Origin of the sequence: Cohnella baijiui (assembly GCF_020731285.1) — a bacterium.
In the GTDB taxonomy this organism is placed as follows: domain Bacteria; phylum Bacillota; class Bacilli; order Paenibacillales; family Paenibacillaceae; genus Cohnella.
Genome location: NZ_JAJFOW010000011.1, coordinates 14,881 through 29,056, shown reverse-complemented (window position 1 = coordinate 29,056; position 14,176 = coordinate 14,881). Strand labels below are relative to the sequence as shown.

13 protein-coding genes are annotated in these 14,176 nt (G+C 62.8%); 12 read left to right on the top strand and 1 reads right to left on the bottom strand.

The features are described 5' to 3' along the window. Positions 1 to 98 precede the first annotated feature (98 nt). The 12 genes from uvrB (at position 99) to LKX83_RS13195 (ending at position 13,409) form a co-directional block, all read left to right on the top strand. On the top strand, positions 99 to 2,087 hold the full coding sequence (gene uvrB / locus LKX83_RS13250) for an excinuclease ABC subunit UvrB (RefSeq protein WP_227882747.1): 1,989 nt from the start codon (positions 99 to 101) through the stop codon (positions 2,085 to 2,087). 307 nt (positions 2,088 to 2,394) lie between these two features. After that, positions 2,395 to 5,253 carry an excinuclease ABC subunit UvrA gene (gene uvrA / locus LKX83_RS13245; protein ID WP_227882746.1) on the top strand — a complete coding sequence of 953 codons (2,859 nt, stop codon included), beginning with the start codon at positions 2,395 to 2,397 and terminating at the stop codon, positions 5,251 to 5,253. Positions 5,254 to 5,465: 212 nt separating this feature from the next. After that, entirely contained in the window at positions 5,466 to 6,128 is a 663-nt protein-coding gene (gene rpiA, locus LKX83_RS13240; protein ID WP_227882835.1) for a ribose-5-phosphate isomerase RpiA, read from the top strand. A gap of 90 nt (positions 6,129 to 6,218) precedes the next feature. After that, positions 6,219 to 6,842 carry a DUF4269 domain-containing protein gene (locus LKX83_RS13235; protein WP_370639076.1) on the top strand — a complete coding sequence of 208 codons (624 nt, stop codon included), beginning with the start codon at positions 6,219 to 6,221 and terminating at the stop codon, positions 6,840 to 6,842. Further along, on the top strand, positions 6,839 to 8,266 hold the full coding sequence (locus LKX83_RS13230; protein ID WP_227882745.1) for a sensor histidine kinase: 1,428 nt from the start codon (positions 6,839 to 6,841) through the stop codon (positions 8,264 to 8,266). Before LKX83_RS13235 ends, LKX83_RS13230 begins: the two co-directional genes overlap by 4 nt. After that, on the top strand, positions 8,259 to 8,963 hold the full coding sequence (locus LKX83_RS13225; protein ID WP_227882744.1) for a response regulator transcription factor: 705 nt from the start codon (positions 8,259 to 8,261) through the stop codon (positions 8,961 to 8,963). The genes LKX83_RS13230 and LKX83_RS13225 overlap by 8 nt, the downstream gene beginning before the upstream one ends. Positions 8,964 to 9,074: 111 nt before the next feature. After that, a complete protein-coding gene (locus tag LKX83_RS13220; RefSeq protein ID WP_227882743.1) occupies positions 9,075 to 9,794 on the top strand; it encodes a YwaF family protein in 720 nt (239 codons plus the stop codon). Positions 9,795 to 10,042: 248 nt separating this feature from the next. Further along, complete coding sequence (locus LKX83_RS13215; protein WP_227882742.1) at positions 10,043 to 10,408, top strand: VOC family protein; 366 nt, start codon at positions 10,043 to 10,045, stop codon at positions 10,406 to 10,408. 40 nt (positions 10,409 to 10,448) lie between these two features. Beyond that, positions 10,449 to 10,880, top strand: coding sequence for a GNAT family N-acetyltransferase (locus LKX83_RS13210; protein WP_227882741.1), 432 nt, complete (start codon positions 10,449 to 10,451; stop codon positions 10,878 to 10,880). A gap of 153 nt (positions 10,881 to 11,033) precedes the next feature. After that, entirely contained in the window at positions 11,034 to 11,660 is a 627-nt protein-coding gene (locus LKX83_RS13205; protein ID WP_227882740.1) for a YkoP family protein, read from the top strand. 151 nt (positions 11,661 to 11,811) lie between these two features. Then, on the top strand, positions 11,812 to 12,579 hold the full coding sequence (locus tag LKX83_RS13200) for a hypothetical protein (RefSeq protein ID WP_227882739.1): 768 nt from the start codon (positions 11,812 to 11,814) through the stop codon (positions 12,577 to 12,579). Beyond that, on the top strand, positions 12,576 to 13,409 hold the full coding sequence (locus LKX83_RS13195; protein ID WP_227882738.1) for a DUF817 domain-containing protein: 834 nt from the start codon (positions 12,576 to 12,578) through the stop codon (positions 13,407 to 13,409). Before LKX83_RS13200 ends, LKX83_RS13195 begins: the two co-directional genes overlap by 4 nt. A 178-nt stretch (positions 13,410 to 13,587) precedes the next feature. Here the strand turns inward: LKX83_RS13195 and LKX83_RS13190 are convergent, their stop codons facing one another. After that, positions 13,588 to 14,106, bottom strand: coding sequence for a DinB family protein (locus LKX83_RS13190; RefSeq protein WP_227882737.1), 519 nt, complete (start codon positions 14,104 to 14,106; stop codon positions 13,588 to 13,590). Positions 14,107 to 14,176 lie beyond the last annotated feature (70 nt).

The following is a 14,176-nucleotide window of genomic DNA, read 5'->3' as shown; positions in this document are numbered from 1 at the left end:
TTCTGTTTCGCGTTGACAGTATATTCTATTTATCGGGATTCTAAGGGCTGGAATAATATAGGGCTTTGGTCTATGGGACAATGGAGGTGCGCGTAACGATGTCAGTACCGTCTGCTTTTAAGCTCATGTCCGAATACGAACCGCAGGGCGACCAGCCGGGAGCGATCCGGCAGCTGACCGAAGGGATCGAGCAAGGCAAAAAGCACCAGACGCTGCTCGGCGCGACCGGCACCGGCAAGACGTTCACGATCGCGCAGACGATCGCGAAGGTGAACAAGCCGACGCTCGTCATCGCCCACAACAAGACGCTCGCCGCGCAGCTGTGCAGCGAATTCAAGGAGTTTTTCCCGGAGAACGCCGTGGAATACTTCGTCAGCTACTATGACTACTATCAGCCGGAAGCGTACATCCCGTCTTCGGATACGTATATCGAGAAGGATTCCAGCATTAACGACGAGATCGACAAGCTCCGCCACTCCGCGACCTCGGCGCTGTTCGAGCGCAAGGACGTCATCATCGTGGCGAGCGTCTCGTGCATCTACGGCTTGGGCTCGCCGGAGGAATACCGGGACCTTCGGCTCAGCCTGCGGGTCGGCATGGAAAAGTCGCGCAACGCGATTCTGCACAAGCTGGTGGACATTCAATACCAGCGCAACGACCTCAACTTCACGCGGGGGACGTTCCGGGTGCGGGGCGATGTTATCGAGATCTTTCCCGTGTCGGTGGGGGATCGCGCGATCCGGGTCGAGATGTTCGGCGACGAGATCGAGCGGATTACCGAGATCGACGTGCTCACGGGCGAGATCATCGGCCAGCGGGAGCACGTGGCGATCTTCCCGGCGTCTCACTTCGTGACTGCCGAGGAGAAGATGAAGCTCGCGATGGTCAACATCGAGCGCGAGCTCGAGGAGCGGCTCGCCGAGCTCCGCGAGCAAGGCAAGCTGCTCGAGGCCCAGCGGCTCGAGCAGCGCACCCGCTACGACCTCGAGATGATGGCGGAGATGGGCTTCTGCTCCGGCATCGAGAACTACTCGGGACCGCTGACGTTCCGCGAGCGCGGCGCCACGCCGTATACGCTCATGGACTTTTTCCCGGACGACTACCTGATCGTCATCGACGAGTCGCACGTGACGGTGCCGCAGATCCGGGCGATGTACAATGGAGACCAGGCGCGCAAGACCGTCCTCGTCGACCACGGCTTCCGCCTGCCTTCGGCGAAGGACAACCGTCCGCTGCGCTTCGAGGAGTTCGAGGGCAAGGCCAAGCAGCTCGTCTACGTCTCCGCCACGCCCGGCCCGTACGAGCTGGAGCACTGCCCGACGATGGTGCAGCAGATCATCCGGCCGACGGGGCTCGTCGATCCGGTCATCGAGGTGCGCCCGACGAAGGGGCAGATCGATGACCTGCTGGGCGAAATCCGCACCCGCATCGCCAAGGACGAGCGCATCCTGGTCACGACCCTGACGAAGAAGATGGCGGAGGACCTGACCGATTATCTGAAGGAGGTCGGCATCAAGGTCCGCTACCTGCACTCGGATATCAAGACGCTGGAGCGGATGGCCATCCTCCGCGACCTGCGCATCGGCACATTCGACGTGCTGGTCGGGATCAACCTGCTGCGGGAAGGGTTGGACTTGCCGGAGGTGACGCTGGTGGCGATCCTCGACGCGGACAAGGAAGGCTTCCTTCGGGCGGAGCGCTCGCTCATCCAGACGATCGGACGCGCGGCGCGGAACTCCGAAGGCCGCGTCATCATGTATGGCGACAAGATCACCGATTCCATGGAAAAAGCGATCGGAGAGACGGAGCGCCGCCGCGCGATCCAGATGGCATACAACGAGAAGCACGGCATCACGCCGCAGACGATCCGCAAAAAAGTGCGCGACGTCATCGAGGCGACGAAGGTGGCCGAGCAGAAGAGCACGTACCTGACCGGCATGGAAGGCGTCGACAAGATGACGAAGAAGGATCGCCAGTCCGTCATCAACCGCCTCGAGGCGGAGATGAAGGATGCCGCGAAGAACCTGCAGTTCGAGCGGGCCGCCGAGCTTCGCGACGCGCTGCTGGAGCTTCGCGCAGGCATGTAGCGACTCGATAGATATACGGAATACGGATGCGAACCTCTTTCCGCGATCGCGGGGAGAGGTTCTTTGCACGGCGGCTAGGGTCGACCTCGTTCACGGATCGGCGATCGGGGTAGAGGATAGCAGGACGGTCGGCGAGCCTCTGGCGCGACGAAGCCGGAAACATTTCGGACGGCGGTCCGGATTTCCATTTGCATGCCAGTTCCGGACGCCGTATAATGAAACGAGAACACATATTCCTATGCACGGATCGACTGCGGACGGTTTTTGAGCGAGCCCCGCCGTGACCGTTTGGAAAGGGGCTTTCCCGTTGGCTAACGAAAGCATCGTGATCAAGGGCGCCCGCGCCCATAACCTGAAAAACATCGACGTCACCATTCCCCGCGACAAGTTCGTCGTGCTGACAGGGCTGAGCGGCTCCGGCAAGTCGTCGCTGGCGTTCGATACGATTTATGCGGAAGGGCAGCGGCGCTACGTCGAGTCGCTGTCCGCCTATGCGCGCCAGTTCCTCGGCCAAATGGACAAACCCGACGTCGACTCCATCGACGGGCTGTCGCCCGCCATCTCGATCGATCAGAAGACGACCAGCCGCAACCCTCGTTCTACCGTCGGCACGGTCACCGAGATTTACGACTATTTGCGGCTCATGTTCGCGCGTGTCGGCCGCCCGCACTGCCCGGAGCACGGCGTCGAGATCACCTCGCAGACCGTCGAGCAGATGGTAGACCGCCTGCTCGAATTGCCGGAGCGGACGAGATTGCAGATTTTGGCCCCGGTCGTCTCCGGGCGCAAGGGCGAGCATAGCAAGCTGTTCGCCGACGTGCAGAAGCAGGGCTTCGTTCGCGTGCGCGTCAACGGCGAGATCCGTGACCTGTCCGAGACGATCGAGCTGGAGAAAAACAAGAAGCACTCCATCGAGGTCGTCGTCGACCGGATCGTCGTCAAGGACGACGTTGCCACGCGGCTTGCGGACTCGCTCGAGATGGCGCTCAAGCTCGGCGGAGGCCGCGTCATCGTGGACGTGATGGACAAGGAGGAGCTTCTCTTCAACGCCAATCTGGCCTGTCCGATCTGCGGCTTCTCCATGGAGGAGCTCGCGCCCCGGATGTTCTCCTTCAACTCGCCCTTCGGCGCTTGTCCCGATTGCGACGGCCTCGGGGTCAAGATGGTCGTCGACCCGGCGCTGCTTGTCCCCGACCGGGCCAAGAGCATCGAGGACGGCGCGTTCGAGGCATGGGCAGGCAGCACGTCCAACTACTACCCGCAATTCCTGCAAGCCGTCTGCCAGCACTTCGGCATCCCGACGGGCGTACCGATCTCGGAGCTGGACGACAAGCAGTTGAATACGATCCTATACGGCACCGGCTCGGAGAAGATCCGGTTCCGCTACGAGAACGAGTTCGGCCACCGGCGCGACGCGCTCGTCCCGTTCGAGGGGGTCGTTCCGAACCTGGAGCGCCGCTATCGCGACACGGCTTCGGAGGGCATCCGCGAGTTCATCGAGGAGTACATGAGCGCCCAGCCCTGCGCGAAGTGCAAGGGCCACCGCCTGAAGAAGGAATCGCTCGCGGTGACGGTCGGCGGCCAGAACATGGCGTTCGTGACAGGGCTGTCGATCGGGGACGCGCAGCGATTTTTCGCCGGACTGGACCTGAACGAGAAGGAAAAGCAGATCGCCAACCTCATCCTGAAGGAAATCAACAACCGTCTCGGCTTCCTCGTGAACGTCGGGCTGGACTATTTGACACTGTCCCGCGCGGCGGGTACGCTGTCCGGCGGCGAGGCGCAGCGGATCCGGCTCGCCACGCAGATCGGATCGAGCCTGATGGGCGTCCTCTACATCCTCGACGAGCCGAGCATCGGACTGCATCAGCGGGACAACGACAAGCTCATCCGGGCGCTCGAGCATATGCGCGACCTGGGCAATACGCTGATCGTCGTCGAGCATGACGAGGATACGATGATGGCGGCCGACTACCTGATCGACATCGGGCCGGGCGCCGGCATTCATGGCGGCAATGTCGTCTCGCACGGGACGCCGGAAGAAGTGATGGCCGATGCGAACTCGCTGACGGGGGCCTACCTCAGCGGCCGCAAGTTCATTCCCGTGCCGCTCGAGCGCCGCAAACCGAACGGCAAGTGGATCGAAGTGAAAGGCGCGAAGGAGAACAATCTGAAAAACCTGAACGCCAAAATTCCGCTCGGCGTCTTTACGGCGGTCACCGGGGTATCCGGTTCGGGCAAGTCGACGCTCGTCAACGAGATTCTGTACAAGACGCTGGCCCGCGACCTGAACAAGGCGAAGACGCGTCCCGGCGAGTACCGGGAGATCGTCGGCATCGAGCATCTGGAGAAGGTCATCGACATCGACCAGTCTCCGATCGGCCGGACGCCGCGCTCGAACCCGGCGACCTACACCGGCGTGTTCGACGACATTCGCGACGTCTACGCGATGACGAACGAAGCGAAAGTCCGCGGCTACAAGAAGGGCCGCTTCAGCTTTAACGTCAAGGGCGGCCGCTGCGAAGCTTGCAAAGGCGACGGCATCATCAAGATCGAGATGCACTTCCTGCCGGACGTCTACGTGCCTTGCGAGGTCTGCAAAGGCAAACGCTACAACCGCGAGACGCTCGAAGTGAAATACAAAAGCAAGAGCATCGCCGAAGTGCTGGAGATGACGATCGAGCATGCGACGGAGTTCTTCCAGAACATCCCGCGCATTCATCGCAAGCTCCAGACGCTGCTCGACGTCGGCCTTGGCTACATGACGATCGGCCAGCCGTCGACGACGATGTCGGGCGGGGAGGCCCAGCGGGTCAAGCTGGCCGCCGAGCTGTACCGCCGCAGCACCGGCAAGACGCTGTACATCCTCGACGAGCCGACGACGGGGCTGCATGCGGATGACATCGACCGCCTGCTGCAGGTGCTGCAGCGGCTGGTCGACTCGGGCGAGAGCGTGCTCGTCATCGAGCACAATCTGGACGTCATCAAGACCGCCGACTACCTCGTCGACCTCGGACCGGAGGGCGGCAGCGGCGGCGGCACGATCGTCGGCACCGGCACGCCCGAGCAGTTGGCCGCCAACGAGAAGTCTTACACGGGCAAGTACCTCGGCCCCGTGCTGGAACGCGACCGCGCCCGCACCGAAGCGGCGCTCGCCAAAGCATAATGCAAATCGGACAGGCAGCTTGCCATGCGCAGGCTGCCTTTTTGTTTTGTTCGGAAGACGGCGTCGCGAGGTGGGCTTGCCATTTGCAGTTGAACTTGACGTGTCGCGGGAGGATAATGAAGGGAAGAGCGGCGCGAACCGCAAGCCTCATGAAATGTTCGCAGCCTAAACCATTCAGCACCTGAATTACGGGAGGTAGACGCGCCTTGGACATCGATCCCAAAAAAAACGCGGCGGAAGAAGCTGTTAAACTTGTGCAGGACGGCATGATCGTCGGGCTCGGCACCGGATCGACCGCCTACTGGGCCATTGAGAGGCTCGGAGAGCGAGTTCAGGAAGGGCTCCGCATTCAGACCGTCGCTACGTCGAAGCGGTCCGAAGCGCAAGCGCGCGAGCTGGGCATTCCGATCTTGCCGCTCGAAGACATCGAGCGCATCGATCTGACGATCGACGGCGCCGACGAAGCCGATGGCGACCGCAACTTGATCAAGGGCGGCGGCGGGGCGCTCCTGCGCGAGAAGATCATCGCGGCGCACAGCAAGCGGCTGGTAATCGTAGCGGACGAGTCCAAGACGGTCGAGACGCTGGGCCAATTCCCGCTGCCGGTCGAGATCGTTCCGTTTGGCGCGAATCTGACGATGCTGCGGCTCGCGGCGCTGCTGGGACATCCCCGCCTGCGGATGGACGGCGACCGTCCTTACGTGACGGACAACGGCAACTGGATCGCCGACTGCCGCTTCGGGACGATCGCCGACCCGGCGGGACTCGAACGCGAGCTGAACCTGATCCCCGGCGTCGTCGAGAACGGCCTGTTCATCGGCATGGCCGCGGCCGTCTACGTTGGACATGCCGACGGCTCGGTCAGCGTGCGGTAGGCTAAAGCATCCCGCTATGGAGGCCGTAACGAAAGATAGTTTCGTTACAGGGCCGGGTGTGAAGGGCTCAAAAACGGGAGGGCGGCAGCGATCGAGCGCGATATCGATTGGAAAGACATCGAATACCTCTCGCAGGGAACGGCCGACCAGCAGGACGTATACGAGCTGCTGACGCGTCGTCGCTGGCTGGAACGCCTGCTCGCCTACCATCCGATTCTCGTAGGCACGGTGCCTCTCGATCTGAACGTCCCCGGGAGCGATCTGGATCTCGTCTGCGAGCTGCCGGCGGAGGACGGGGGAGCGGCGTTCGAACGGGAGCTTCTCCATTGGTTCGGCCGTATGGACGGCTTCGCAATCGCGAAACGGGAGGTCGGCGGCCTCGCCCGTTGCAAGGCGAGCTTCGTTTGCGAGGGCTGGCCGGTCGAAATTTTCGCGCAGCCCGAGCCGACGGACCGTCAGAACGGTTACGTCCATATGATCGTGGAATACCGGCTGTTGCGGTTGTTAGGAGAGCCCTTCAAAAGCTGCGTTCGGGCGCTGAAGCGAGAGGGCGTGAAGACAGAGCCCGCATTCGCGCGGCTTTTAGGGCTGGAAGGCGATCCTTATGTCGCCATGCTGGGGCTGGCCGAGCGTTCGGACGAGGCGTTGTTTGCTCTCTTTGGCCGTTGGCAAGAAGGCGAGATCGCTTGGACGGAAAGGGGAGGGGAGCTTTGATTTTCGTCTGGCTGGCTTTGTGGGCGGTGGCGCTGTTTCTGCTCGTCTCCGACCCGCGCTCCTCCGCGATTCGCCGCCTTGCAGCCGTCGCGTTTCTCGGCGGCACGGGCGCGCTCGCCGCGGTCGTTGACGCCGGCTTTATTCCGGGGCTTTCTACGGAGGCGGCAAAGGCGCGTTGGGAGCCGCCGCTTTATCGGCTGCAGGTCGTCTCCGCGCTCGCTTCCTACTACGGTGTGCCTTACGCGTTCCTACTATTCGCCCTTGCTTTTCGGCCTGCCGGGTGGTCGATGGTGATGCGGCGGGGGCTGTCCGTCGCGCTGCTGCTGCCGATCGCGCTCTGCCTGCTCTTACTGCCGCCGTACACCGAACAGTACCCGATCTCCTTCGACATCGTCGTCTGGTGGGCGGTTCCCTACATCGCGTTCGGAGCAGCGCACATCTTGCTGCATCGCCCGCGTCACGCCCCGTTTTCGCCGGCTTATTGGATCGTCGTTCTGGCGGTGCTGCCGCCGATGCTTTTTCTGATGACGATGAACTATTTGCTGCCCAGTCTCGGGTGGCTCCGTCTATGGGTATACAATACGTGGATCGTAGGGCTGGCAGTGGCCTTCTTCTTGCTCGGTCTGTTCACCTACGGCTTTATGGGGACCAGGCTGCTCTTCGAGCGGCGCAGACTGGACTCGACGCTGCGCGCGGTCACGTCGGGAACCGCGATCCTGAACCATGCGATCAAAAACGACGCGGGCAAAATACGGCTCTTCGGGGAAAAGATGAAGCGTTACGCCGAGGAGACCGGGCAGCGCGAGCTGGCCGACGACGCCGAAACCGTGCTGAGCGCGTCCCGGCATATGCAGGAGATGGTGGCGCGCGTGCACCGGCGGACCGACGATCTGACGCTGCATTTGGCGGAGACGGACCTCGGCGGGCTGGTCGAACGGACGGTGGCGGCTTTTCAGCCGGCGCTAGGGGAAAGGCGGATCGATCTGGCTTGCGACGCCTCCTCCCGCTGGCGCTGCCGCATCGACGAGGCGCAAGTCGGCGAAGCGCTAAACAACCTCGTCGCCAACGCCGTCGAGGCGGTCGGAGGCGGAGATGGCCGGGAGGGGAAGGTACAGGTGCGGTTGACCGAAGGGCGGCGGGAACTGACGATCGAGGTTCGCGACGACGGTCCGGGCATGGAGCGGGCCCAAGCCGCGCGGGCGCTGGAGCCGTTTTACACGACCAAGCGCGGAGGGACCAACTTCGGGCTGGGCTTGCCTTACGCTTATCATGTCATGCGCAAACACGGCGGCACGCTGCAAATCCGCAGCCGCAAGGGGGCGGGGACGAGCGTCTACTTGACGTTCCCGAAGCGCAGGGTGCAGGCCGAACCGATCGCGGAGCGGCCGGCGGCAGCGGAAAGGAGAGGGACGATACATGGATAAGATTCGCATCTGGATCGTCGAGGACGACCCAGACTGGCTGCGCGGTCTCGCGGCGTATTTGTCGCGGGAGTCCGACCTGTCCGTGACGCTGGCGACGGACCGGCCGGAGCAGGTGCGCCGCGCGCTGGCGGGCGGGGAGGCGCAGCCGGCCGACGTCGTCCTGATGGACATTATGCTGCACGGCGAGCCGGAGGGGATCTCCCTGGCCGAGCAGGCGGCGGCCGTATCCGGCGCGCGGGTCATCATGTTGACGTCGATGGAGGAGAAGGAGCTGATCTTCCGCTCCTTCCAGGCGGGGGCGATCGACTACCAGCTGAAGTCCGACTTCGAAGCGCTGCCCGACGCGGTGCGGGCGGCGGCCGCCCGGCAGTCGTCGATCAGTCCGGCCGCGGCGGAGCGGATGCGCGAGGAGTTTCGCAGGCTGAAGCGGCTGGAGCGGGAGTTCGAGGCGAAGAAGCTGCGCGATCGCATCACGCCGGCCGAGCTGCAGCTGCTCGAAATGGTCGACCAAGGCTACTCCCAATCCCAAATGGCGGACAAGCTGTTCATTTCGATTCGGACGGTCAAAAACCACATCAACCACATCCTGAAAAAGCTGAAGGCCGGCGGCTCCAAGGCGGTGGCCAGGCAGGCGAAAGAGCTGGGTCTGTTCGACCGCAAGCCGGAGGACGAAGACGGGGGGCCGAGGTCCCTCTGAACTTCTGATCGATTTATCCCGAGATGGTACCACGTGAAGTTGGTACTATTTTTTTTGCGCCTTTTACCTAAAATGAAGGTGAAATCAAGCAAGCCAAGGAGGCGAACCCGCATGGCATTCGAAGCTTACTCGGCCGCGCATCTTGCCGCGCTCGCGGGAGCGGCAGCCGTCCTCTCGTCCATCCTCGCCTTTCGCGGCAGGCTGCGGTCCCCCGGGGCGCGGCGGACCGCGCGGACCGCGCTCGTCCTCGCCGCCGTCGCGTGCGAAGGCGCGATGCTCGTCCGGCGGGCGTGGCTGAACGATTGGGGGTTCGAAGCGCTGCCCTTCGAGCTGTGCAGCATGATGATCTGGCTTTCGGCGGCCGCCGTCTGGACCGGCAGCAAGCGGCTCTACGAGGTGACGTTTTTCCTCGGCATTTTGGGCGCTGCCCAGGCGCTGTTGACGCCCGATCTCGCCGCCGGTTTTCCGGACTACGACTACTTTCACTTTTTCCTCGGGCATACGGTGATCGTCGCGGCCAACGTCTACCTCACCGCGGTCGAAGGATACCGACCGACGGGAAGGTCCGTTTGGCGGGCCTGGCTGGGGCTTCACGCGCTGGCCGTCCCCGCGGCCGTCGCGGATCTCGCTTGGGGGACCAACTTCATGTTTCTCGCCCGCAAGCCCTCCGGCGCTTCGCTGCTCGATTTGCTCGGGCCGTGGCCCTGGTATTTGCTGCAGCTGGAGGCGGTCGCCTTGACGCTGATGCTGCTATTGTACGGCGCCGTACGGTTCGCCGATCGGTGGGCCAGTCGCCGTCCAACAACCATTCCGGGAGGAGAATCGTCATGAGCGATCGCATTCGCAAGCATCATCCTGGGAGGCATCTCGTTCCTGATCACTTGGGTGAACGGGCGGTGGAGCCAGAGCGCGGACGGCGTGGATGCCAAGCCGCCGGCGGGAGAATGAGGCGTCTTTCCTTGGAGGAGTTCCTGTTCCATAAAACCTCCGTCTGTTAAAATCAGGATATGAATCGGCGAGTTGGCGGATCGCGCGTTCGTTTCCGCCGGCCGGCTCGCACGAAAGAGAGGTCGACGCATATGATTCGAGGCATTCATCACGTCCAGATTACGATTCCGAAAGGCGGCGAGGCGGAGGCCAGGGCGTTCTACTGCGGCGTCCTCGGCTTGCCCGAGGTAGAGAAACCGACGTCGCTCCAAGGGCGGGGAGGCCTGTGGGTACGGGTCGGGGACCGCGACGTGCATATCGGCACGGAGGACGGAGTGGACCGAACGGCCACCAAAGCCCATATCGCCTACGAGGTCGAGAGCGTCCCCGCCGTCGCCGCGCTGCTGCGCCGCCACGGCATCGAGCCGATCGCTTCGGTACCGATACCCGGCTACGACCGGTTCGAGTTCCGCGATCCGTTCGGCAATCGGGCGGAGTGCATTCAACCGATCGGTTAACGGGGTCAAAGGTTCGCAACGCGAAGAAGGGGGAGCCCGAATGAAGCTGCACTACCGGAAGGCCGGGGCGGACGACGTGCCGGCGCTGGCCGAGATGAACCTGGAGCTTATCCGCGACGAAGGCAGCCGGAATCCGATGACATTGAACGAGCTCGCGGGCCGCATGACCGACTGGCTGGAGCGCGGGGAATACGTTGCCTGGCTGCTCTGCGACGGCGACGAGACGATCGGCTATGCACTCTGCCAACATCAGGAGCGGGGGAGCGAGGTCTATTTGCGCCAATACTTGATCCGGCAGTCCTATCGCCGGCGCGGCTGCGGACTCGAAGGAATCCATTTGCTGCGGGAACAGTTTGCTGGGATCTCCCTCTCGATCGACGTCTTGGACGGGAACGTCCGGGGCAGGCGATTCTGGGCCAAGGCCGGCTTCGTCCCCTACAGCATCCGCATGCGCCTCGATCCGCCGCAATAGCCCGCGTCCCCGACTTCGGTCGAGTGGCGGACAAGACTAACTGCGGGCAAGGAACCCGCCGTCCGACGATTCTGTCTTCGCGTTCCCCTCGTTACAATGAAGTCACTGGCCCGCCGAGACGCGGCGAGGCAAACGCGAGGGAGCGTGAGGATGATGAACGGGAAGACGGGCGGCGCCTGGGTGCTGGATGAAGGAGCGCTGGTGCGAGGCGGCAGCCACAGGCGGAATCTGGGGCAGATCGGATGGATGGCGTGGGAGCAGCTGTTCGCGAAGCTGCAGCGGCTCGGCAGCGTGTCGGTGACGGAGCACGGCATCTGCAAGGTCGTCGTCAAAAAACACCGCGGAGAACCGATCGAATGCGCCGACGGCACGCGGATCGAGAAGGGCGACTTGATCGGCGAGCTGCACCTGGATAATACGAAGGTGCTGGCCCTGACGGGAGCGGCGGGCTCCGAACGCGCCGCCCTGATGACGGCCCGTCTGGCCCGCGACTCGATCAAGCAGATCCACCAGGCGATGGAGCAGCGGGACGAGCTGTCCGAGGTGAAGGCTCTGATCGGGATTACGCTGCTGCATCGAGGGCTCATCCACGGCCTCGGTTTCGAGCAGCGCGGCCTCGATTCCAAGTGGTTCGCGCTTGGCAGCACGTTTTATTTGCGCTTGCTCCTGCGGTTCCTGCACCCCGAAGGCCGGGATCGGATCCGACGGCAGCGGGAGAAGCTGGTGCCGATGATGCTCATCCATACACGCGGGACGCTGGCCCGGCGTTTCTCCTCCTGAGGTTTTTTCTGAATCGTTCCATGTCCGAACGGCGCAACCCCATGCGCCGTTTTTTCGTCTAATGGACAGTCGAAACGCGGCTTTCCCATTAGATCGTCTGACGGATGCCGAGAACGGGCGTCTTGTGCGGGCAGGGGGTATAAAGACGAAGATGAAGAAGAAGCGGGAACGAACGGACGGCCAGGAGAAGCGGACGAACGGAAGGCAAGTGTGGAGATGGGGGCTGATGTTGGCGCTTTTCGCCGCGCTTCTGGCGAATACGTCCTGCGTCTCCTTCGCAGCCTTGAACGGTAATTGCCGCTACGCCGAAATCGATCGCGCCGACGCGCTGATGTGGCAGGACATCTACTTTGATCGAGAGGAGACGGCCAAGCCGGAGTCCGGTGAGCTCCGGACGCTCGCGCAGCCGATCGGGGAGGTGCGGTACAAGCTGGACGGGCAAGCTTGCGCGGACCATCGCTGGGCGAATGGGGACGCCACCAACCTGGAAGCCGGGACGCCGATCTACGCGCTGGCGGACTACAAACCGACGTTCCGGGTGGTGGCGGACGGGAGGGTTTACCAGGCGCTGGTCAATCCGCATGCCCGGACGATCGGGGATCTGTACGACATCGAGGGCAAGGTCAAGGAGATTTCGTTTAAGGAGGGCCGGATCGTGCTGGATCCGGAGGAGGAGCGGACGTTTACGGACCTGTACCTGAATGGCAAGTACGAAGGGATGGACGCGTTCGCCAAGCGTCGGCTCGCGGGTCCGATCGGCTTTCGCATTCGGCTGAAGGACGGCAGCGACGTGAGCGGCACCTACTTTTTGACGAACGGGCCGGTCATGCATCCGGGGATGGCGGCACCCGATCGGCTGCGGGACCTCGTGGAAGGCAAACTGCGGCAGGCTGGATATTTGCCTAGGGAGAGCGCGTGAGCGGGGCAGGTCTGCGCAAGTTTGTCCAGTTCGGCTGGAATCAGGCGCTGTGCTGCGCGTTTCCGGTCGTGATCTTCGCCGCGCTGGGGGTCACCAAGTGGCTGGGGAGCCCGTTGATTCCCCGCTACGACCTCATCCTCGTCCTCTGCATCGCCGCCCAGGCGGCGATGGTGCTGCTCAAGCTGGAGACGGCGGACGAGCTGAAGGTCATCACGCTGTTTCATGTCATCGGGCTCGGTCTGGAGTTGTTCAAGGTCCATATGGGCTCTTGGGCGTACCCGGAGGACGCATGGACCAAGGTGGCGGGAGTGCCGCTCTATAGCGGATTCATGTACGCCAGCGTGGCGAGCTACATCTGCCAGGCCTGGCGCAGGTTCGAGCTGCGCTTCCAAGCGTGGCCCCACCCGTACGCCGCCGTGGGGCTAGCCACGCTCATCTACGCCAACTTTTTTACCCATCATGTCATCCCCGATCTGCGCTGGCTGCTGATGCTGGGACTCGTCGCGCTCTTCTCCCGCACCTGGGTGTCGTTCGCGGTGGGCGGCCGTCCGTACCGGATGCATGCGGTCGTCTCGTTTGCGCTGATCGCCTTTTTCATCTGGCTCGCTGAGAACATCTCCACCCTACTCGGCGCCTGGCGTTATCCGAATCAGGCGACCCGCTGGGACTGGGTGCACTGGGGCAAGATGAGCTCCTGGTTTTTGCTCGTCATCATCAGCATCATCATCGTTGCGCAGCTCAAGGATTTGAAATACCGCGTGCTGCCGCGCGCCGCCGGCGCCATTCGGAAAGGCGAAGCCGAAGCCGAAGCGCCGCCCCGAAGAGGGTGACGGCATGCGGAACGGACGATTCGGCTGTTCGAGGACAAGCACGGGGCGTACCCAAAAGTCATTTTTTGATTGATTAAGTCCCAAGTACAACCGATTTTCTTGGAGAAAAAGGACCTCAACCCCACTTCATAGTGGAATTTGAGGTCCTTTGGTTTGCGTATGGAGAGCTTATGCGATTCTAGCCGATGCCGTATCTTTCCCGGAGGATGTTCAGGTGGTGCAGCTCGTGCCCAGCAATGAAGCAGGCGAGCGCCCGGGCGGAGACGGAATGGCCGCTTGCAGTACCGCTGCGGGTCCAAGCGGATTCCTGCAGCCCGCGAAGCAGCGTGAGCGTCGCCCGGCGGACGGCCAGATAGTCCTCCAGCAGCTGGCCGACCGACCAATCGGCGAAGGGGGATCCGCTCATCAGGTCGTCCTGGTTGTAACCCGGCAGCGGCGTATCGTCGCCGCGGGCGATCCGGAGCAGGCGATAGGACATGATCCGCTCGTTGTCCGTGATGTGGCCGATCGTTTCTTTGACGGTCCACTTGTCCGGCGCATAGCGATGATTGCCCTGCGCTTCGGAGAGGGAGGCGAGCAGGGCACGGGTATTTTCCCCCTGCTTCTCCAGGATGTCGATCAGGTTGCCTTCCGGCACCAATCCGATATACGCGAGAAGATGGTCGTGGTACTCGCCGGCCTGAGGACGAAGATTCATGCGCGAACAACCTCCTTTTAACTTTGATTAGAGGGTAGTTCCGCCCGATCTTTTTGTCAATAGCGAAGTC

What these genes read in the sequence shown, in the direction of transcription:
- uvrB (WP_227882747.1), top strand. Translation starts at nt 99, where the DNA reads ATGTCAGTACCGTCTGCTTTTAAGCTCATGTCCGAATACGAACCGCAG.
- LKX83_RS13225 (WP_227882744.1), top strand. Translation starts at nt 8,259, where the DNA reads ATGGATAAGATTCGCATCTGGATCGTCGAGGACGACCCAGACTGGCTG.
- LKX83_RS13220 (WP_227882743.1), top strand. Translation starts at nt 9,075, where the DNA reads ATGGCATTCGAAGCTTACTCGGCCGCGCATCTTGCCGCGCTCGCGGGA.
- LKX83_RS13215 (WP_227882742.1), top strand. Translation starts at nt 10,043, where the DNA reads ATGATTCGAGGCATTCATCACGTCCAGATTACGATTCCGAAAGGCGGC.
- LKX83_RS13210 (WP_227882741.1), top strand. Translation starts at nt 10,449, where the DNA reads ATGAAGCTGCACTACCGGAAGGCCGGGGCGGACGACGTGCCGGCGCTG.
- LKX83_RS13205 (WP_227882740.1), top strand. Translation starts at nt 11,034, where the DNA reads ATGAACGGGAAGACGGGCGGCGCCTGGGTGCTGGATGAAGGAGCGCTG.
- LKX83_RS13200 (WP_227882739.1), top strand. Translation starts at nt 11,812, where the DNA reads ATGAAGAAGAAGCGGGAACGAACGGACGGCCAGGAGAAGCGGACGAAC.
- LKX83_RS13190 (WP_227882737.1), bottom strand. Translation starts at nt 14,106, where the DNA reads ATGAATCTTCGTCCTCAGGCCGGCGAGTACCACGACCATCTTCTCGCG.